This is a genomic window from Cupriavidus sp. GW821-FHT07C08 (assembly GCF_059419025.1).
In genome coordinates, this window is sequence record NZ_JBWKQZ010000027.1 from 79952 (window position 1) to 99932 (window position 19981).

Genomic DNA, 19981 nt, shown 5'->3' on the forward strand with positions numbered 1-19981 from the left:
ACTGAACGCAATGGTGCGTGCAACGCGACACCCCGCCATGCCTGAAGACAGGCTCCGTCTCAGCCACGCCGGTGCCGGGCAGGGGGGCAGGTCATGAATATCTCGCTCCCCCAACTGAAGGCCTTCGCCGCGGTCGCGCGGCACAAGAGCTTTACGCGCGCCTCGGTTGAACTGGGCCTGACGCAATCCGCGGTCAGCCGCAGCGTGCGTGAACTGGAAGATGAAATCGACCAGCGTCTGTTCGACCGTACCACGCGCCAGGTGGAACTGACCGATGCCGGCCAGCACCTGTCGCAGCGCATCTGCCACCTGATCGAAGAGGTGGAGCAGACCCTGCGCGACAGCCAGAGCGCCAGCCGTCCGTGCCAGGGCCTGGTGCAGATCGCTTCGGATCCGGTGCTCAGCTCGATGTCGGTGCCGACGTGGCTGGCCGGCTGCCGGCAAGCGTGGCCGGCGATTGCCATTCACCTGAAGGACCGCTCGCAGGAGTCGGTGCTGCAGAGCGTGCGCAGCGGCGAGGTGGACTTCGGCATTGCCACCGATCCGCAGCCAAGCGATGACCTCTATTGTGAACCGCTGTGCGTCGATGCCTACCACGCCGTCCTGCCTGCCCAGCATCCGCTGGCCATGCGCGACGCGGTGGGGTGGGGTGACCTGAGCGATGCCCGCGTTCTGGCCCTGGACCAGCAGTGCGGCATGCAGCCCGCGGTGGAGAAGGCGCTCAGCAGCTATCACGTGCGTGCGGGCTCGCTGCAGTTGCTTGGCCACTTTGCGGCGGTGTTCGGCATGGTGGCGCTGGGCCTCGGCATCGGCGTGGTGCCGTCGCGTGCGCAGGTTGGCGGCATGAATCCGGCGGCGGTAATGCGGCCGCTGCGTCCGCAGGTGACTTCCACGGTGATGCTGGTTCGGCGCAAGAGCCGTTCGCTCAAGCCCAATGCCGCGGCAATCTGGGATGCCTTGCGTGGCCAGGAGTATCAGGAGCCACCAGTGGCGCGTCGTGAAACGACCACGGTGTGAGGCCATAGGCTCATCTGGGGCATGGGGGCGACTTTCGTTGTATTAGTGCAAAACTTCTACTGATATATCACATACAGGATATTTACACATAGTGCAGCGCAGCATATAATGAAAACTCCTGACCACAATGCTATTGGAGTTTTCAAATGGAAGTCGCTCTTCTCTTCGCTCTTGGCCTGGGCCTGATTGCTGCTGGTGTCGGCGTGACCACGCTGCTGGCCACGCGCCTGCCGATGGACGTGCTGGTGACCGCGCAGGAGCATGGTCGCTTCGCCGGCCTGGGCTCGAACCAGGAAAGCGATGGCGTGGGCCGCGCCAGTCCGTCGCGCATCGTGCCCGCTGCCGGTGAACTGGCTTACGCGTAATGCGCGCAGGCGCCATGCGCCTTTCGCGCTGAACAGCGCATCTGGCAAGGGTTGTAGCGGCCGGCATCCCTTGTGGCAGTACCCCGGTTGATTCCTGATCTGCGGCATTCGCCGCGAGCCAGGGCAGGGTTCCGCGCGAACCTGCGGCCGCCACCCCCTTCCTCCTGATCGCTGCCAGTGATCGCCCCGCGCAACCCTTACTTGCGCCGCCTGTCCCGATCCGGCAGCTCCCTGCCGTGCCTGCAGCGCCTCCTCCGACATCGTTCCCAAGGCCATACATGCGTCGCCATACATTAATGTATGCATCTAGGGACTTTCCCCAACTCATCGTTTTCCCGATTTTTCCCAAGCGCGATCCCCGGCATTCTTGCGGGTGCCAGCAGTCGGCGGATTGATGCGCCGATGCGTGGCAACTGCTTGATTTCTAACGACTCCGGATGCTGTCGGACCGGCCATTGATGCAGTGTGCGCACCAGTCGCATTGCAGCAACGGCCAGCCAGGCGTCGCTCACCGCGGGCTCATGCTGCAGGGCCGCGACGAATACGCTTGACTTACCTGATATATCACATACCGTATAGCACTAGAACGGCTCAGCTGTTCTTTGACTGAGAGTCACGCAGAGGCGTCTATAGGCGCCCATCTTCCACCTTGGCGGCAAGCCGCTATAAGGAGACATCATGGAATTGCAGCAGAGGGAGTCCACGTCGCGCTTTGCGTCGCCGTGGGTGCAACTGGTATTCGGCGTGATCTGCATGGCGATGATCGCCAACATGCAATACGGCTGGACGCTGTTCGTCAACCCGATCGACGACAAGTACCACTGGGGCCGCACCGCGATCCAGGTGGCCTTCACCATCTTCGTCGTGACGGAAACCTGGCTGGTGCCGATTGAAGGCTACCTGGTCGACAAGTACGGCCCGCGCCCGGTGGTGGTGGGCGGTGGCCTGCTGTGCGCGATTGCGTGGGCCCTGAACTCGGTGGCGTCCTCGCTGCCCATGCTTTACTTCGCGGCGGCGATCGGCGGCCTTGGCGCGGGCGCGGTGTATGGCACCTGCGTGGGCAACGCGCTGAAATGGTTTCCCAATCGCCGGGGCCTGGCAGCGGGGATTACCGCAGCCGGTTTCGGCGCGGGCTCTGCGCTGACCGTGGTGCCCATTGCCAACATGATCAAGACTTCGGGCTATGAGGCCGCGTTCCTGTGGTTCGGTCTTGGCCAGGGTCTGATCGTGTTCATCCTGGGCATGGCCCTGTACCCGCCGTCGGCCAAGATCCTGAGCGAGGTCAAGTCCACGCTGAAGGCTGCCGCAACCTACAACGCTTCGCCGCGCGAGGTGCTGAAGTCGCCGATCTTCTGGGTCATGTACGCGATGTTCGTGATGATGGCCGCCGGCGGCCTGATGGCCACCGCCCAGCTCGGCCCGATCGCCAAGGACTTCGGCCTGCACGACGCCCCGATCTCGATCCTCGGTCTGACCTTGCCGGCGCTGACCTTCGCACTGACCATCGACCGCGTGCTCAATGGCCTGACGCGCCCGTTCTTCGGCTGGATCTCCGATCATATCGGCCGTGAACGCACCATGTTCTTTGCCTTCGGGGTCGAGGCCATCGGCATCCTGCTGCTGTCCAAGTACGGCCACCATCCGGTTGCCTTCGTGATCCTGACAGGCGTGGTGTTCTTTGCCTGGGGTGAGATCTACAGCCTGTTCCCTGCCACCTGCGGCGACACCTTCGGGCCGAAGTTTGCCGCCACCAACGCGGGCCTACTGTACACGGCCAAGGGCACGGCCGCGCTGCTGGTGCCGTTCTCCAGCGTGATCACCACTGTCACGGGCAGCTGGCATGCGGTCTTCATGGTGGCCTCCGCCATGGCGGCATTGACCGCGGTAATGGCGCTGTTCGTGCTCAAGCCGATGCGCGAGGCCCATGCCCGTAAATATGTGCATGCCAATGCCTCGGCACCGATGGGCTACCGTACCGTGCCGGAAGACCTGACCTGATGAAGAAAGCAGTACGGCGCCCCCCGGCGCCGGCAGGACCCGGACGTGGCGGCTGCGATGCCTGCACAGACGCCGCGCCCGGTAGCACAATACGACAACTACAAAGCGCGACAGGAGGGCGGCCCGCCGGGCGCCTTCCTGATTGCACATCGGAACCCCACAAACAGAATCCAGGCACGCCATGAACCAGGTTGTCATTCCACTCGAGGCGACGGGGCTCGGCCGGCAGCGCAAGCGCCGCCAGCCCAAGGGCAGGCAGGTAGACGCGGCCGCGCTGGCCGAAGTGCGCGTGGCGCTGGGCGACATGCCCCGCCGGCGCGACCTGCTGATCGAACACCTGCACTGCATCAACGACCGCTACGGCCAGCTGGCGATGCCGCACCTGGTGGCGCTGGCCAGCGAACTGCGGCTGTCGATGACCGAGGTCTATGAAGTCGCCACCTTCTACCACCACTTCGACGTGGTGCGCGAGGACGCCGACGGCCAGATCACGCCGCCGCCGGTGCTGACCGTGCGCGTATGCGAAGGCATTGCCTGCGAGCTGGCGGGCGCGCAGGCGCTGATCGACAAGCTGCCCGCGGTGCTCGGCACTGAAGTGCGCGTGGTGGCCGCGCCCTGCATCGGCCGCTGCGAAAAGGCGCCCGCGGCGCTGGTCGGGCAGAATCCGGTCGATGCTGCCACGGCCGAGGCCATCGACGCCGCCGTGCAGGCAAAGGCCGTGCGCCATGCGCCCGAGCCCTATATCGGCTACGACGCTTACCAGAAGGACGGCGGCTATGGCTTGCTGAAGTCCCTCGCCAGCGGCGACCTGGATCCGGCCGCCGTGTTGTGCACGATGGAGGACTCCGGCCTGCGCGGGCTGGGCGGCGCAGGCTTCCCGACCGGGCGCAAGTGGCGCATCGTGCAGAACGAGCCCGCCCCCCGGCTGATGGCCATCAACATCGACGAAGGCGAGCCCGGCACCTTTAAGGATCGCGTCTACCTGGAACGCGATCCGCACCGTTTCCTGGAAGGCATGCTGATCGCGGCGACGGTGGTCAACGTGTCAGCGATCTATATCTACCTGCGCGACGAGTATGCCGGTTGCCGCGCGCTGCTGGCGGAAGAACTGCGGCGGCTGCAGCAAGACCCGCCAATCCCCTGCTTGCCGACGATCGAACTGCGCCGCGGCGCGGGCGCCTATATCTGCGGCGAAGAGTCGGCCATGATCGAGTCGATCGAAGGCAAGCGCGGCATGCCGCGGCTGCGCCCGCCCTATGTGGCGCAGGTGGGCCTGTTCGGCCGGCCCACGCTGGAGCACAACTTCGAGACCCTGTACTGGGTGCGCGACATCATCGAGAAGGGCGCCGAGTGGTTTGCCTCGCAGGGGCGCAACGGGCGCAAGGGCCTGCGCTCGTTTTCGGTGTCCGGGCGCGTGAAACGTCCCGGCGTGCATCTGGCGCCGGCGGGTATCACGGTGCGCGAACTGATCGACGAATACTGCGGCGGCATGCTCGACGGCCATGCGTTCTACGGCTACCTGCCGGGTGGCGCCTCGGGCGGCATCCTGCCGGCGTCGATGGGCAATATCCCGCTGGACTTCGACACGCTGCAGCCCTACGGCTGCTTTATCGGCTCGGCCGCGGTGGTGATCCTGTCCGACCACGACAGCGCCACGCAGGCAGCGCGTAACCTGATGCACTTCTTCAAGCACGAGTCCTGCGGGCAATGCACACCGTGCCGCACCGGCACCGCCAAGGCGCTCGACCTGATCCGCCAGCCCAAGTGGGACCTGTCGGCGCTGGATGACCTGTCCGCGGTGATGCGCGATGCATCGATCTGCGGGCTGGGGCAAGCCGCGCCCAATCCGGTCGACTGCGTCATCAAGTACTTCCCGCACGAACTGGCCTGAGAGACTGACATGAATGCACTGACCCGCGCCGAACGCGCGCTTGTCGAATCCGCCGAGCCAGCCGTCACCTTCACGCTCAACGGCCGCGAGGTGAGCGCCCAGCCCGGCGAAAGCCTGCTCAAGGTGGCCCAGCGCGAAGGCTTCGACGTTCCGCACCTGTGCTACAAGGACGGCCTGGAGCCTGCCGGCAACTGCCGCGCCTGCATGGTCGAGATCCAGGGCGAGCGCGTGCTGGCCCCGTCCTGCTGCCGCTATCCCGCCGCAGGCATGCAGGTCCAGACCGAATCCGAGCGCGCCCGCCGCGCCCAGCGAATGGTGCTGGAGCTGCTGCAGTCGGACATGCCCGAGACCGACTACACCCGCCACAATGAGCTGGACCAGTGGGCCGCGAAGCTGGAGGTCGGCAAGCCCCGCTTTGCCCCGCGCGAACGCGTGGCGGCGGATTTGTCGCACCCGGCCATCGCCGTCAACCTGGATGCCTGCATCCAGTGCACGCGCTGCCTGCGCGCCTGCCGCGACGAGCAGGTCAACGACGTGATCGGCCTGGCGCTGCGCGGCGACGAAGCCCGCATCGTGTTCGACATGGACGACCCGATGGGTGCGTCGACCTGCGTGGCCTGCGGCGAATGCGTGCAGGCCTGCCCGACCGGCGCGCTGATGCCCGCGCGCGACGCCGCGCTGGCGGTGCCGGACAAGCAGGTGGACTCGGTCTGCCCGTACTGTGGCGTGGGCTGCCAGCTGACCTACAACATCAAGGACAACCGCATCCTGTTCGTGGAAGGGCGCGATGGCCCCGCCAACCACGAGCGGCTTTGCGTGAAAGGCCGCTACGGCTTTGACTACGTGCAGCACCCGCAGCGCCTGACGGTGCCGCTGGTGCGCCGCGAAGGCGTGCCCAAGCAGGGCGATTTCGTCATGGATCCGGACCACGTCATGGACGTGTTCCGCGAGGCCACCTGGGAAGAGGCGCTGGCGCTGGCCGGCGGCAAGCTCGCGCAGATCCGCGACACCCACGGCAAGCGCGCGCTGGCAGGGTTTGGCTCGGCCAAGGGCAGCAATGAAGAGGCCTACCTGTTCCAGAAACTGGTGCGCACCGGGTTTGGCAGCAACAACGTCGATCACTGCACGCGGCTGTGCCATGCCTCGTCGGTGGCGGCGCTGCTGGAGGGGATCGGCTCGGGCGCGGTATCGAACCCGGTGATGGATGTCGACAAGGCCGAGGTGGTGATCGTGATCGGCGCCAACCCGACCGTGAACCACCCGGTGGCGGCCAGCTGGATCAAGAATGCGGTGAAGAACGGCACCAAGCTGATCGTGGCCGATCCGCGCCGCTCGGACCTGGCGCGCTTTGCCCATCGCTTCATGCAGTTCAAGCCCGATGCCGACGTGGCGCTGCTCAACGCGATGATGCATGTCATCGTCACCGAGGGCCTGGTGAACCAGGACTTCATCGACAGCCGCACCATCGGCTTTGACGAGCTGCAGCGCAATGTCGCGGCGTACAGCCCGGAACTGATGGCGCCGGTGTGCGGCATCGAGGCCGAGGTCATCCGCGAGGTCGCACGGCTGTATGCCACGTCCAAGGCCTCGATGATCCTGTGGGGCATGGGCGTGTCGCAGCACGTGCACGGCACCGACAACGCGCGCTGCCTGATCGCGCTGGCGCTGATGACCGGCCAGATCGGCCGCCCCGGCACCGGCCTGCATCCGCTGCGAGGGCAGAACAACGTGCAGGGCGCGTCCGACGCCGGCCTGATCCCGATGATGTACCCGGACTACCGCCGCGTGGACGATCCCGTGGCGATCGCCAGCTTCGAGGCGCTGTGGGGCATGCCGCTGGACCGCCAGCCCGGCCTGACCGTGGTCGAAGTGATGCAGGCGATCGAGCGCGGCGAGGTGCGCGGCATGTACATCATGGGTGAGAACCCCGCGATGTCCGATCCCGACGCCGAGCACGCGCGCGAGGCGCTGGCCTCGCTCGACCACCTGGTGGTGCAGGACATCTTCCTGACCGAGACCGCCTACCTGGCCGACGTGGTGCTGCCGGCCTCGGCCTTCCCGGAGAAGACCGGCACCTTCACCAACACCGACCGCACCGTTCAGCTCGGCCGCCAGGCGCTGAACCCGCCTGGGCAGGCGCGCCAGGACCTGTGGATCATCCAGCAGATGGCGGCGCAACTGGGGCTGGACTGGCACTACGACGGCGTGGCCGAGGTCTTCGATGAGATGCGCCAGGCCATGCCCAGCATCGGCGGCGTGACCTGGGAGCGGCTGGAGCGCGAACATGCCGTGACTTATCCGTGCAAGGAAGAGGGCGACCCGGGCGAACCGGTGATCTTTATCGACAGCTTCCCGACCGAGACCGGCCGTGGGCGCTTCGTGCCGGCCGACATCATCCCGGCGGCCGAGCGGCCCGATGTCGACTACCCGATGGTGCTGATCACCGGCCGCCAGCTCGAGCACTGGCACACCGGCAGCATGACGCGGCGCGCCGGCGTGCTCGATGCGATCGAGCCCGATCCGGTGGCGCTGGTGCATCCGCTGGACCTGGACGCGCTGGGCGGCAAGCCGGGCGACGTGGTCACGCTGGCATCGCGCCGCGGCGAAGTCACGCTGTACGCGCGGGCCGACGCCGGCACGCCGCGCGGGGCGGTGTTCGTGCCGTTCTGCTATTACGAGGCGGCGATCAACAAGCTGACCAACGCGGCGCTGGACCCCTTCGGCAAGATCCCGGAGTTCAAGTACTGCGCGGTGAAGATGGCACTGGGCGGCGACGCGCCTGAGCAGTCGAGCTACGGCGGCGGGCAGATCCTGGCGGCGGTGTAGGGTCAACGGCAAGCCCTGGCGGGGCCGCCTGCGCAGGTAGCGCAGGCGGCCCTTTTTGTTTGGTGACTATCCGGAGTTTCGGGAAATTGATTGCTGTAGTTTCCAGCTAATCAAATCAATCGTGACGGGCTACGCTTCAGTTCATTCCCTACACAACCCGGAGCCCCCCATGAAAGCCATCGGCCTGACCCAGTACCTGCCCATCACCGACCCGCGTTCGCTGCAGGACGTGGAGATCGACATACCCTGCCCCGGCGGCCGCGACCTGCTGGTAAAGGTCGAGGCCGTCTCGGTCAACCCGGTCGACACCAAGGTGCGCGCGCCCAAGGCGCAGGCAGAGCCCACGCCGCGCGTGCTGGGCTGGGACGCGGCCGGCACGGTGGCGGCGGTGGGGCCGGAGGTGACCCTGTTCAAGGTTGGCGACCCGGTCTACTACGCGGGCAGCATCACGCGGTCCGGTTCCAACGCTGAATTCCACCTGGTCGATGAGCGCATCGTCGGCCACAAGCCTGCCTCGCTGGATTTCGCCAACGCGGCGGCGCTGCCGCTGACGGCGATCACCGCCTGGGAGGCTCTGTTCGACCGGCTCGGCATTTCGCCCAAGGGGGATCACGCCGGCCGCTCGGTGCTGATCATCGGCGGCGCGGGCGGCGTGGGCTCGATCGGCATCCAGCTGGCCAAGGTGCTGGCCGGGCTGACCGTGATCGCCACCGCGTCGCGGCCCGAGTCGCAGGAGTGGTGCCGCCGCCTTGGCGCCGACCATACCGTTGACCATCGTGGCGACCTGCCGGCGCAGCTGAAGGCGCTGGGATTTGCCGAGGTCGACTACATCCTCTGCTTCAGCGATATCGACGGCCATTTCCCGGCGATGGCTGAACTGGTCGCCCCGCAGGGCAAGATCTGCACGATCGTCTCGAATACGCGGCCGTTGCCGGTGGAATTGCTCAAGAACAAGAGCGCCACCTTCGTCTGGGAATTCATGTTCACGCGCGCCATGTTCAGCACGCCCGACATGGTCGCCCAGCATCGTCTGCTTAACGAGGTCGCGCGGCTGGTCGATGCCGGCCGCCTGCAGACCACGCTGGGCGAGAACCTGGGGCGCATCAATGCGGAGAACCTGCGGCGCGCGCACGCCATGCTGGAAGGCGGGCGGACCATCGGCAAGCTGGTGCTGGAAGGGTTCTGAGCCGGCGCGCTGCGCCCGCAACCAACAACGCCCGCCGGGATGGCCCCGGCGGGCGTTGTGTGTTTCTCAGGCAAGGGTCAGCCCATCTTGCCGAGAATGCCCTGCATCTCGTCGCTGTTGAAGGCACGCAGGGTTTGGGTGCGCACGTTGCCGGCCGCGCCGATGGTCAGCCCGAAGCTGGTCATGGTCTCGTCGTCGGGCGCTTCGACGGTGAGCACGATGTCGTATTCGCCCAGCGTCCAGTAGATGTCTTTCATCTGCACGCCCAGGCGCGCCCCCATCTCGCGCACCGCGGCGGCGCGCTTGGTGGTGTCCTTGACAGTGCGGATGCCCTGGTCGGTGAAGCTGGCTAGCACGATGTAGCGGGTCATGGCGAGACCTCCGGTTATGGTTGGATTGGTCGCCGTCCCGGCGGTGTGCACGGCGCAAACGGCCGGGGCAGTGGTTCAGGGCTTCGGGGCGTGGCGAGGCGCGAATGGCATGGCGCTTCGCCGTTGATGCTCGCGATGTCTGAGCAACTTCATGCCAACGCATATTGCGCGCCAGTCGGCGCGGCAGGCCAGGATGCGGACCGCGGGCGCGCGGCCGGCTGTTCCGGCCGGCCGGTGTGTTTCAGTTGCGATACTGCGTGCGGCTCAGTCCTGTGGACTGCCACCGTCCGCGCTGTCGGGCGTGTCGAGTGCGCGCATGTTATCCAGCAACTTGAGCAGGTAATGCAGCGTGTGCGTCAGGTCATTGGTAGAAAAACCCGTCAGCGCCTGCTCGTAATAAGCACGGATCTTCGGCTGCGCCTGGTGCAGCCAGACCTCCCGCCCCGGCTCGCTCATCCGTATCAGCCGTGAGCGGCGGTCGCGGCCGTCCGGGGCCAGCGTGACGTGGCCGTCGCGTTCCATCCGGCTGACCAGTCCTGACAGGTTCTGCCGGCTCACCATCAGGTAGCGGGCCAGGTCGCCCACGCTCATGCCATCGGCGGCTTCCGGGCGCGACAACGCGCCGAGCACGGCCCACTGCTGCGTCGTCAGACCCTCTGCCTCGACGGCTCGTGATCCCGTTTTATGCAACATATTTGCGCATTGGTACAGTCGGAAGAACAGCCGGTTGGCCAGTTCCATGCGCGCGTTTGTCGGGAGTTCTGCTCCTGATTCCGGGTTAACCATAGTCTTTTCCACAGTGTTGGCGTCTTGCGCAGGCAGCGGCTGCCTCCTATTATAGGTAAACATATTTACCTATTTAGCGGTGCGATGTGACGGCGTCATGGCCGGCACGATAGCACCGGAATCCTGAAAGGAGAACGCTGTGCAAGGACTTGAAGGCAAGACGGTCATCGTGACCGGTGGTGGCGGTGGTATCGGCGGCGCAACCTGTTTGCGCTTTGCGCGCGCCGGGGCGGCGGTGGGCGTGCTCGACCTGAACCCGGAAGCGGCCGAGCGCGTCGCCGGCCAGATCCGCGAGGCGGGCGGGCGGGCGCTGGCGCTTCGCTGCGACATCACTGAGCGCGCCAGCGTGGATGCCGCGCTGGCGGCGGTGGAGCAGGGCCTGGGCCCGGTGGATGTGCTCGTCAACAACGCCGGCTGGGATGTGTTCAAGCCGTTCATCAAGACCGAGCCCGCGCAATGGGAGCGGCTGATCGCCATCAACCTGACCGGCGCGCTGCACATGCACCACGCGGTGCTGCCCGGCATGATCGAGCGCAAGCGCGGCCGCATCATCAATATCGCCTCCGACGCGGCGCGCGTGGGTTCGTCCGGCGAGGCGGTCTATGCCGCGTGCAAGGGCGGGCTGGTGTCGTTCTCCAAGACGATAGCCCGCGAACATGCTCGCCATGGCATCACCGTCAACGTGGTGTGCCCGGGGCCGACTGAGACCGCGCTGTTCGAAGACTACAAGCAGGGTGCGGGCAACCCCGAGAAGCTGGTGGAAGCCTTTACCCGCTCGATCCCGCTGGGCCGCATTGGCCAGCCCGACGACCTGCCCGGCGCGGTGCTGTTCTTTGCCAGCGACGACGCCGGCTTTATCACCGGCCAGGTGCTGAGCGTGTCGGGCGGCCTGACCATGAATGGCTGAGCAAGCAAAGACCAGAAAACGGAGACCACCATGCAATACGAAGACATCCTGTACGAAGTGCGCAACGGCGCCGCCTGGATCACCATCAACCGCCCGGAAAAGATGAACGCCTTCCGTGGCCGCACCTGCGACGAGCTGATCCACGCCATCAACCGCGCCGGCTACGACCGCGAGATCGGCGCCATCGTGCTGGCGGGTGCCGGCGACAAGGCGTTCTGCACCGGCGGCGACCAGTCAGCGCATGAAGGGCAGTACGACGGCCGCGGCACCATCGGCTTGCCGATGGAAGAACTGCACAACGCCATCCGCGACGTGCCCAAGCCGGTGATCGCGCGGGTGCAGGGCTTTGCCATCGGCGGCGGCAACGTGCTGTGCACGATCTGCGATTTCACCATCGCCTCTGAAAAGGCCGTGTTCGGGCAGGTAGGGCCAAAGGTGGGCTCGGTCGACCCGGGCTATGGCACGGCCTTCCTGGCGCGCGTGGTCGGTGAAAAAAAGGCGCGCGAGATCTGGTACCTGTGCCGTCGCTACCCGGCCGCCGAGGCACTGGCGATGGGGCTGGTGAACGCCGTGGTGTCGCATGACCAGCTCGACGCCGAAGTGCAGAAGTGGTGCGACGAGATCCTGGACAAGAGCCCGACCGCCATCGCCATCGCCAAGCGCTCGTTCAACATGGACACCGCGCACCAGGGCGGTATCGCCGGCATGGGCATGTACGCGCTCAAGCTCTACTACGACACCGAGGAATCGCGCGAGGGCGTGAAGGCCTTCCAGGAAAAGCGCAAGCCCGACTTCCGCAAGTACGCCAGATAAGCGCTGGCATCCGACCAAGCGGAGACAACCATGAACCCCTACCTTGACGAAGACCTGATGGCGCTGGCGGAGCACGCGCGCCGTTTTGCCGATGCGCGCGTGGCGCCCGGCTACCTGGAGCGGGACCAGACCCGCGTGCTGGACCGCGCGCTGATGCGCGAGATGGGCGAGATGGGCTTTATCGCGCCGGAACTGCCCGAGGCCTGCGGCGGCCAGGGCATGGGCTCGCTCGCGGCCGGCGTGATTCATGAAGCGGTGGCGCGCGCCGACCTGAGCCTGTCATATATCAACCTGCTGGCTTCGCTCAATGGCCAGATCCTGGCACAGCACGCGCGTCCTGAAATCGGCGGGCCGTGGCTGCAGCGGCTCACGCGCGGCGAAGCGCTGCTGGCGATCGCGCTGACCGAGCCGCGCGGCGGCTCCGACGCGGCCAACCTGCGCCTGCGCATGGAGCGCGACGGCGACGCCTATGTGCTCAACGGCGAGAAGACTTCGATCTCCGCCGCGGACCAGGCCGATGCCGCGGTGGTCTTTGCCCGCACTGGCCCGGTCGATGCCGGCGCGCGTGGCGTCTCAGCCATGCTGGTGCCGATGGACCTGCCTGGCATCACTCGCAACCGTTTCGACTGCCACGGCCAGCGCGCCATCGGCCGCGGCTCGATCTTCTTCGAGAACGTGCGCGTGCCGGCCAGCCACCTGCTGGGCGAGGAAGGCCAGGGCTTCGTGCAGGTGATGCAGGGCTTCGACTTCTCACGCGCGCTGATCGGCCTGCAGGTGCTGGCGGTGGCGCAGGCCGCGCTGGACGAGACCTGGACCTATGTGGCGGAACGCCAGGCCTTCGGCAAGCCGCTGTCGGCCTTCCAGGGGGTATCGCACCCGCTGGCCGATTTCCAGACTCAGGTGACCGCGGCCCGGCTGCTGTGCCTGCAGACGCTGTGGCTGAAGGACCATGGCCAGCCACACACCGCCGAAGCCGCGATGTGCAAGTGGTGGGCGCCCAAGCTGGCCTACGACGTGGTGCACCAGTGCCTGCTGTCTTTCGGCCACGGCGGCTATGACCGCGGCGTGATGGAGCAGCGCCTGCGCGATGTGCTCGGCTTCCAGATCGGCGACGGTACCGCGCAGATCATGAAGACCATCATTGCCCGCGGGCGCGCCGGGCGCGAAGCCGTCCCGGCCTGAAGCCGCGCTCGCACGCGGCATCGCATAACGAGGAGACAAGCGATGGATTTCGACGCCGTACTGATTGCGCCCCGCCGAGCCGCCAGCGTGGCGGCAGGCCACTGGCACGACCGCACCGTCAACGACTACCTTGCCGCCTGCGTGAGCGGGCGGCCCGACGCGCCGGCCCTGACTGCGGTAAGCCTCGACAGCGGCACCGTGGCCCGCTTTACCTGGTCCGAGCTGGACCGGATGGCCGACCGGGTGGCGGTGGGGCTGAGCCGCCTCGGCGTCGGTGCGCAGGATGTCGTGTCCTGCCAGTTGCCCAACGGCTGGCACCTGACGGTGCTGTACCTGGCGTGCGCACGGCTGGGCGCGGTGCTTAACCCGCTGATGCCAATCTTCCGCGAGCGCGAGTTGTCGTTCATGCTGGCGCATGCGCAAAGCAAGGTGATGGTGGTGCCGCAGGGTTTCCGGAGCTTCGGGCATGCGCAGATGGTGCAGGGCTTGCGCCACGTATTGCCGGCGCTGCGCCACGTCGTTGTCACGGGCGGCGCTGGAGCGGACAGCTTCGACGCATTGCTCAGCGGTCCGCGCTGGGAAGATGAGCCCGATGCGCCGGACATCCTGCTGCGCGGCCGCCCGGGCGCTGACGACGTCACGCAACTGATCTACACCTCCGGCACCACCGGCGAGCCCAAGGGCGTGATGCATAGCGCCAACACGCTGTTCTCCAATATCGTTGCCTATGCCGATCGGCTGCGCCTGACGGTCGACGACGTGGTGCTGATGGCCTCGCCGATGGCGCACCAGACTGGCTTCATGTACGGACTGATGATGCCGGTGATGCTGGGCGCGCATGCGGTGCTGCAGGACATCTGGGACCCGGCGCGCGCGGCCGCGCTGATCCGCGAGGAAGGCGTGACCTTCACCATGGGATCCACACCGTTCCTGACGGATCTTGCCCGCGTGGTGTCGGAGTCCGGCACGCCCGTGCCAAGCCTGCGCACCTTCCTGTGCGCCGGCGCGCCGATCCCGGGCGCGCTGGTGGAGAGCGCGCGACTGGCGCTGGGCGCCACGATCGTGTCGGCGTGGGGCATGTCGGAGAACGGCGCGGTCACCACCACGCTGCCGGACGATCCCGAAGCGCGCGCATCGACCACCGATGGTCGCCCGCTGCCGGGCGTGGAGGTGAGGGTGGTGGACGGCGCCGATGCCGACGTGCCCACCGGGGAGACCGGCCGCCTGCTGGTGCGAGCGTGTTCCAACTTCGGCGGTTACCTGAAGCGGCCGCATCTGAACAGCACCGATGCCGATGGCTGGTTCGACACCGGCGACCTGGCGCGGCTCGATGCGCACGGCTACCTGCGCATCGCCGGGCGCAGCAAGGACGTGATCATCCGCGGCGGCGAGAACATCCCCGTGCTCGAGGTCGAGACTCTGCTATACCGCCATCCCGCGGTGTCGCAGGTGGCTATCGTCGCCTACCCGGATGAGCGGCTGGGCGAGCGTGCCTGCGCCTTTGTCGTGCCGCGCGCCGGACAGGCGTTCGACCAAGCGGCGATGGTGGACTGGCTCAAGGCGCAGAAGATGGCGCTGCAGTACATCCCCGAGAAGCTCGTGGTGCGGGACGCCCTGCCGGCCACACCCGCCGGGAAAATCCAGAAATTCCGGCTGCGCGAGATGCTGCGCGGCGACCCGTCCTGAACCTGGTGCAGCGGTGGCCGGGGCGCCGGCCGCCGCGCAATCCAAAAAGCGCAATTAACCGCCGCGCATTGCGCCCGACCACGACCGCGCGTTCGCGCCAAGGCTGGCAGGGCGAGGGGTGCCCGGCCCCACCCGTCACCGACCTGCGCCGGAATAGCCGCGCCCATGCGGCGCCAGCAAGCGCCGTAGCCATTGCCGCCAGGCGCCCGCTGCCGGCCCGGCGCCTTGCCGGCAGCGTGTGACGTGCAGCGATGCCGTGGTGACGGCATACAGATCGATGTGGCCGCTGTCGGACAACGTAAAGCTCTCGCTGGCCGTCAGCGCGGTGTCCTTCGGGTCGCCGTCGCGGATCAGCCAGAGCTCGCCTTCGGTGCAGCGCACGGCGACGTGTTCGCCGGGGCCCGCCACCAGCCGCAGCGAACTGCGTGCGGGCAGGGTGGCGGTCATGTCATTGCTCACCAGGAACATGATGGTCTCCAGGTTCAGTCGACGGCCAGGCCGTGCAACGCGCGGGCGGGATCACCGCGCGCGCTGTGCCGGGCCGGATGAAATCGGCGATACGCTGGATCACGGCGGGGTCCTGCAGGATGCGGCGATGCCCCAGGCCGCTGGTCGTGACCAGTTGCGCGCCGGGCCAGGCGCCGGCGATGGCGGCGCCGTCTTCCCAGCGCACCTCCTTGTCGTCGCGGTCATGGATCACCAGCGTTGGCGGGACCGGCCGGGTGCGGCCGACGTCGGGCACGTTGAAAGCCGACCATGGCAGTCCCAGCCAGCGCTCGCTCTGGCGCTGCATGCGCGCCAGCACGCCGGGGGTGAAGCCCATTTGCCAGGCCAGCGACGCACACGCGGCGTGCATGTCGGCCGGCGATCCGACCAGCACGGCGGCGCGGGCGGGCAGGCCTTCGCGCAGCGCCAGCGCAGTGGCTGCGCCGCCGAGCGAGTGCGCCACCACGGCGTGTACCGGCCCCGCATGCCAGGCTGCGGCGAGCAGCGAACGCGACATTTCCAGCACCGAGGTCTGCGCCGCGCCGCGCGCGCCGGCATCGGAGGCGCCGTGCGAGAGCGCATCGAAGGCCACCACCCGCATGCCGGCTGCCAGCAGGCCTTCGACCACCGCATGCCACTGGCCGGCGTGGCCGCCCCAGCCGTGCGCGAGCAGCACCACGGGACCGGACGCGCCCCAGCGATAGACGCGCACGCGCCGGCTCGGGCCCTGGCCCGTCACCAGCGCCCAGTCGGCGCGCGCACTGTCCAGCAAGTGCCGCGCTGCCGATGTGGCGGCGGCGCGCGGCGGCTTGAACCAGATGTGCTCCAGCGCGCGCGCTGTCGCGCCGGGCCTGACCATGCTACCCGCCTGCCAGCGCAACCGCTGCCAGCCCTGCAAGGCTCGCTCCACCGCACCGGACTTGCCGGTGCGCAGCGGCGCGTTGCCGGCGCGCGCGGGCAAGGGCGCGGCGGCGGGGGATGAGGAGACCGCGGAAGGAGAAGAGACTGCTTGCGTCACGACCTGCACCTCCAATGGATTCTGGATTGAACTGCATCCTCGGCACCGGCCCCGCCGGCGGCTTTCCGTGCTGTTGTTAAGACCGACCAGTCGTGCTTTTTTCAGTACAAAAAAAGCCCGCCGGAGCGGTTGCTGCCTGCCGGCGGGGTAGCGCCGGCGCCAATGTGTGGCTCAGTGGCGGCGGGCGCCCTCGGCGGCACGGGCCACCAGTGCCGCAAATGCGCGCCGCGCCATGGTCTCGGCATCCTCGCGGCCAAGCAGCTTGAAGGATTGCTGGAAGGCCATGCCGATGCCCGCGAGTTCGAAAGCAAATTGGCGCGGATCGGTGTCTGGCCCGAAATGGCCCTCATCGATGGCGTCGCCCACCACGCGCGCAACCGTGCTGTGCCAATCCTTCAGCGACTGCACCACCAGGTCGCGGATCGAGCCCGGCCGGTCGCGGTATTCCTGGCCCAGCGCCGTGAACAGGCAACGTCCCTGAGTCACCGTGCCGCCCAGCCATTCCAGGTAACCTTCGAACAGCCCCTGCAGCCGCGGCATCCCGCGCGGCTGGCGCATCGCTGGCCGGATCACGATCTCGCCGAAGCGTTCCACGGCCAGGTCCAGCACTGCCTGCTGCAACACCTCCTTGGATTTGAAGTGCGCATACAGGCCGCTCTTCGACATATTGGTGTCCGCGGCCAGCGTGGCCAGCGACAACTGTTCGAAGCCGACCTTGGCAGCGGTGTCCAGTGCCTGTTCGACGATCGCGTTGCGGGTGAGTTGTCCTTTCTGCATGGTCTGAAGAATAGCACGACCGGTCGGTTTGTCAACGAAACCAGATGCATGGTATTTGCCCCGACTTGCGCACTTGTGTCCGCGAGGCCATAACGTCATATGGATAGGCATGTGACGTCAACGCAAACCGCCAAGACTCGTTAGAGATTGGGCGGCTCAGCGATGTTGTGCATGATCCGGCTCTTTGACGTTCGCCAGTCGGCCGATGTCAGGGCGGGATTGCGGACTTCTAAGAAATCTGCACAAAGTGTTTCTGCGGTTACATACGGAACGCTTTGCGTGCTCTATACTCGAATGCACGTCCGCGCACTTTTTTTCACTGGTGACTGGAGACCGACATGAACAGTACAGCCGTGCCAAGAGGCGCTAGCGAACCGTTCCGGCAACTGCGGGCGTTGCGTCGCGCGCGCAAGCTCAAGCAGGAGGACGTCGCCCGTAAAGCGGGGATTTCCCGGGAAGCCTACCTGCGGGCGGAGTCGGGTCAGGCCGATCCCCGCATGTCGACGTTCCTGGCCGCCTGCGAGGCGCTGGGCCTGGAAGTCGTGCTGGCCCCGCAGCATCTTGCTGCAGACGTCAACGCATTTATTGCCAGCCGCAATGGCGGCGTGACGGCAGCTTCCATGGCAGGCCAGCCGGCCGCCGGAAGCACGGCCGCGCCGGCTGCGGCGCCGGCTTCCGGAGGCGCTTTCGGCTCCGGGACCGGAGAGGGCCACAAGCCGGTCTGACCAGCCGCTGCCCGGCCGGCCGCGTTCACAACGCGCCGGCACCGGCAGCTGGCCTCCAGGCCACCGCATGACAACCGGCGCGGGGCGTTCCGCACCGCGCCGGTCGCTATTGTCCTGAGCGCCGTTCGCGACGCCCGGTGTGGATGACGCCGCAGGCCCGGCTGCCTGCTTCGGCGCTTTCCCGCCTTTCCCGTTTCCCCGGTTTTTCCTTTCCGCTGCGTGAGCGATTGCCACCGCGCACGTGCCAGCGCGCGTCACAGCGCCTGGCTGGTTTCTTCCCGCTTTCCCGTTTCCCACCTACAACTGCAATGCAAGCGGCGTCCGGCGCATGCGCACGCGATGCCGTTTGACACGTCCGATGCTGGCGATTACGATATGGTAAATGCATTACGTATTCCGTAATTCTTGCCTCGTGCACCACGCACAGGCTGGATACGAACCGGCAGGCACTCCCAGCCAGAGGCCGCCAGGCGCCAGCGCAGCGCCAGATGGATCGAGACCCAGGAACGCTGACGACACCATGACACTCACGCACACCCAGCTCGCCGAGCACGGCTATATGTCCGGCTTCGCCAATGAATTCGCCACCGAGGCGCTGCCCGGTGCGCTGCCCGTGGGGCGGAACTCGCCCCAGCGCGCGCCCTACGGCCTGTACGCCGAGCAGCTGTCCGGCACGGCCTTTACCGCGCCGCGCGCGCACAACCGGCGCTCGTGGCTGTACCGCATCCGCCCGGCCGCGATGCATACGCCGTTCACGCAGATCGAGCAGTCGCGTTTCCTGAGCCGTTTCGACCAGGTGCCGCCGTCGCCCAACCAGATGCGCTGGAGCCCGCCGGCAATGCCGTCGGTGCCGACCGACTTTGTCGACGGCATCGTCACCATGGCCGGCAACGGCGGCCCCGAGGCCATGACCGGCTGCGGCATCCACCTGTACCTGGCCAACCAGTCGATGCAGGACCGCTTCTTCTACAACGCCGACGGCGAGATGCTGATCGTGCCGCAGCAGGGCCGCCTGCTGATGGTGACCGAGCTGGGCCGGCTGGAAGTGGAGCCGCAGGAGATCGTGGTGATCCCGCGCGGCGTGCGCTTCCGCGTGGAACTGCCCGACGGCGAGGCGCGCGGCTATATCTGCGAGAACTACGGCGCGCTGTTCCAGCTGCCCGACCTGGGCGTGATCGGCTCCAACGGCCTGGCCAACCCGCGCGACTTCCTGTCGCCGGTGGCCAGCTATGAAGACCGCGAGGGTGATTTCGAGCTGGTGGCCAAGTTCCAGGGCAACCTGTGGCGCGCCGGGATCGGCCACTCGCCGCTGGACGTGGTGGCCTGGCATGGCAACTACACCCCGTACAAGTACGACCTGCGCCACTTCAATACCATCGGCTCGATCAGCTTCGACCACCCGGACCCGTCGATCTTCCTGGTGCTGCAGTCGCCGTCGGCCACGCCGGGCGTGGACACCATCGACTTCGTCATCTTCGGGCCGCGCTGGCTGGCGATGCAGGACTCGTTCCGCCCGCCCTGGTTCCACCGCAATATCGCCAGCGAATTCATGGGCCTGGTCACCGGCGTCTACGATGCCAAGGCCGAAGGCTTTGCCCCGGGCGGCGCCAGCCTGCACAACTGCATGAGCGGCCACGGCCCGGATGCGGAAACCTTCGAGAAGGCCAGCGCCGCCGATACCTCGCAGCCGCACCGCATCGAAGACACCATGGCCTTCATGTTCGAGACTCCGGGCGTGATCCGCCCGACGCCGTATGCCGCGCAGTCGGCCTCGCTGCAGCAGGACTACTACACGTGCTGGCAGGGCCTGAAGAAACACTTCAACCCGAACACTCGCTAATCCCGGACGCCTGGCCGCCCGCCCGGTTTTCTCTCCTCTCCCGCAAGCGGGCGAGGGGCCGGGGGAGAGGGCAGGCGCTCGTCAAGCATGACGCGTCGCCGCACGCG

At 67.1% G+C, this 19981-nt stretch carries 17 protein-coding genes; 12 read left to right on the top strand and 5 right to left on the bottom strand.

Annotated elements, in window-relative coordinates; translation table 11 throughout:
- Positions 1 to 93: 93 nt before the first annotated feature.
- The 6 genes from AC07UK_RS28100 (at position 94) to AC07UK_RS28125 (ending at position 9283) form a co-directional block, all read left to right on the top strand.
- Positions 94 to 1017, top strand: a complete 924-nt coding sequence (locus AC07UK_RS28100) for a LysR family transcriptional regulator (RefSeq protein WP_035818915.1) — start codon at positions 94 to 96, stop codon at positions 1015 to 1017.
- Positions 1018 to 1163: 146 nt separating this feature from the next.
- Positions 1164 to 1382 (top strand): hypothetical protein, encoded by a 219-nt coding sequence (locus tag AC07UK_RS28105; protein WP_013953323.1) that lies wholly within the window; start codon positions 1164 to 1166, stop codon positions 1380 to 1382.
- Positions 1383 to 2060: 678 nt separating this feature from the next.
- The gene (gene oxlT / locus AC07UK_RS28110) at positions 2061 to 3380 is read left to right on the top strand and encodes an oxalate/formate MFS antiporter (protein ID WP_436225244.1); all 1320 of its coding nucleotides are present in this window, start codon (positions 2061 to 2063) and stop codon (positions 3378 to 3380) included.
- A 181-nt stretch (positions 3381 to 3561) separates the two neighbouring features.
- On the top strand, positions 3562 to 5271 hold the full coding sequence (locus tag AC07UK_RS28115; RefSeq protein ID WP_494686864.1) for an NADH-ubiquinone oxidoreductase-F iron-sulfur binding region domain-containing protein: 1710 nt from the start codon (positions 3562 to 3564) through the stop codon (positions 5269 to 5271).
- Between the two features lie 9 nt (positions 5272 to 5280).
- Positions 5281 to 8097 (top strand): formate dehydrogenase subunit alpha, encoded by a 2817-nt coding sequence (gene fdhF, locus AC07UK_RS28120; RefSeq protein ID WP_436225246.1) that lies wholly within the window; start codon positions 5281 to 5283, stop codon positions 8095 to 8097.
- A gap of 169 nt (positions 8098 to 8266) precedes the next feature.
- Positions 8267 to 9283, top strand: coding sequence for a zinc-binding alcohol dehydrogenase family protein (locus AC07UK_RS28125; protein WP_494686865.1), 1017 nt, complete (start codon positions 8267 to 8269; stop codon positions 9281 to 9283).
- Between the two features lie 77 nt (positions 9284 to 9360).
- Here the strand turns inward: AC07UK_RS28125 and AC07UK_RS28130 are convergent, their stop codons facing one another.
- Both AC07UK_RS28130 and AC07UK_RS28135 read right to left on the bottom strand, forming a co-directional pair.
- Positions 9361 to 9654 (bottom strand): GYD domain-containing protein, encoded by a 294-nt coding sequence (locus AC07UK_RS28130; RefSeq protein ID WP_013953318.1) that lies wholly within the window; start codon positions 9652 to 9654, stop codon positions 9361 to 9363.
- Between the two features lie 264 nt (positions 9655 to 9918).
- Positions 9919 to 10440 (bottom strand): MarR family winged helix-turn-helix transcriptional regulator, encoded by a 522-nt coding sequence (locus tag AC07UK_RS28135; protein ID WP_436225248.1) that lies wholly within the window; start codon positions 10438 to 10440, stop codon positions 9919 to 9921.
- Between the two features lie 139 nt (positions 10441 to 10579).
- Here AC07UK_RS28135 and badH point away from each other — a divergent pair, with 139 nt between their 5' ends.
- The 4 genes from badH to aliA are packed head-to-tail and all read left to right on the top strand — an operon-like array spanning position 10580 to position 15028.
- A complete protein-coding gene (badH, locus tag AC07UK_RS28140) occupies positions 10580 to 11347 on the top strand; it encodes a 2-hydroxycyclohexanecarboxyl-CoA dehydrogenase (protein WP_436225249.1) in 768 nt (255 codons plus the stop codon).
- 30 nt (positions 11348 to 11377) lie between these two features.
- Positions 11378 to 12160, top strand: coding sequence for a 2-ketocyclohexanecarboxyl-CoA hydrolase (gene badI, locus AC07UK_RS28145; protein WP_436225250.1), 783 nt, complete (start codon positions 11378 to 11380; stop codon positions 12158 to 12160).
- A gap of 30 nt (positions 12161 to 12190) precedes the next feature.
- Positions 12191 to 13342, top strand: coding sequence for a cyclohexanecarboxyl-CoA dehydrogenase (gene aliB / locus AC07UK_RS28150; RefSeq protein WP_436225251.1), 1152 nt, complete (start codon positions 12191 to 12193; stop codon positions 13340 to 13342).
- A gap of 42 nt (positions 13343 to 13384) precedes the next feature.
- Positions 13385 to 15028 carry a cyclohexanecarboxylate-CoA ligase gene (gene aliA, locus AC07UK_RS28155; protein WP_494686866.1) on the top strand — a complete coding sequence of 548 codons (1644 nt, stop codon included), beginning with the start codon at positions 13385 to 13387 and terminating at the stop codon, positions 15026 to 15028.
- Between the two features lie 135 nt (positions 15029 to 15163).
- Here the strand turns inward: aliA and AC07UK_RS28160 are convergent, their stop codons facing one another.
- From AC07UK_RS28160 to AC07UK_RS28170, 3 genes are all read right to left on the bottom strand, one after another.
- Positions 15164 to 15496: a DUF2917 domain-containing protein gene (locus AC07UK_RS28160; protein ID WP_494686867.1), complete on the bottom strand. Its 333-nt coding sequence runs from the start codon at positions 15494 to 15496 to the stop codon at positions 15164 to 15166.
- Entirely contained in the window at positions 15477 to 16532 is a 1056-nt protein-coding gene (locus tag AC07UK_RS28165) for an alpha/beta fold hydrolase (protein WP_494686868.1), read from the bottom strand. Before AC07UK_RS28165 ends, AC07UK_RS28160 begins: the two co-directional genes overlap by 20 nt.
- A gap of 171 nt (positions 16533 to 16703) precedes the next feature.
- Positions 16704 to 17309 (bottom strand): TetR/AcrR family transcriptional regulator, encoded by a 606-nt coding sequence (locus AC07UK_RS28170; RefSeq protein WP_041228671.1) that lies wholly within the window; start codon positions 17307 to 17309, stop codon positions 16704 to 16706.
- A gap of 338 nt (positions 17310 to 17647) precedes the next feature.
- On the opposite strand from AC07UK_RS28170, the gene AC07UK_RS28175 reads away from it, so the two are divergent.
- Positions 17648 to 18034: a helix-turn-helix domain-containing protein gene (locus AC07UK_RS28175; protein WP_013953309.1), complete on the top strand. Its 387-nt coding sequence runs from the start codon at positions 17648 to 17650 to the stop codon at positions 18032 to 18034.
- A gap of 520 nt (positions 18035 to 18554) precedes the next feature.
- Positions 18555 to 19874, top strand: coding sequence for a homogentisate 1,2-dioxygenase (gene hmgA / locus AC07UK_RS28180; RefSeq protein WP_436225255.1), 1320 nt, complete (start codon positions 18555 to 18557; stop codon positions 19872 to 19874).
- The last annotated feature ends 107 nt before the right edge of the window (positions 19875 to 19981 follow it).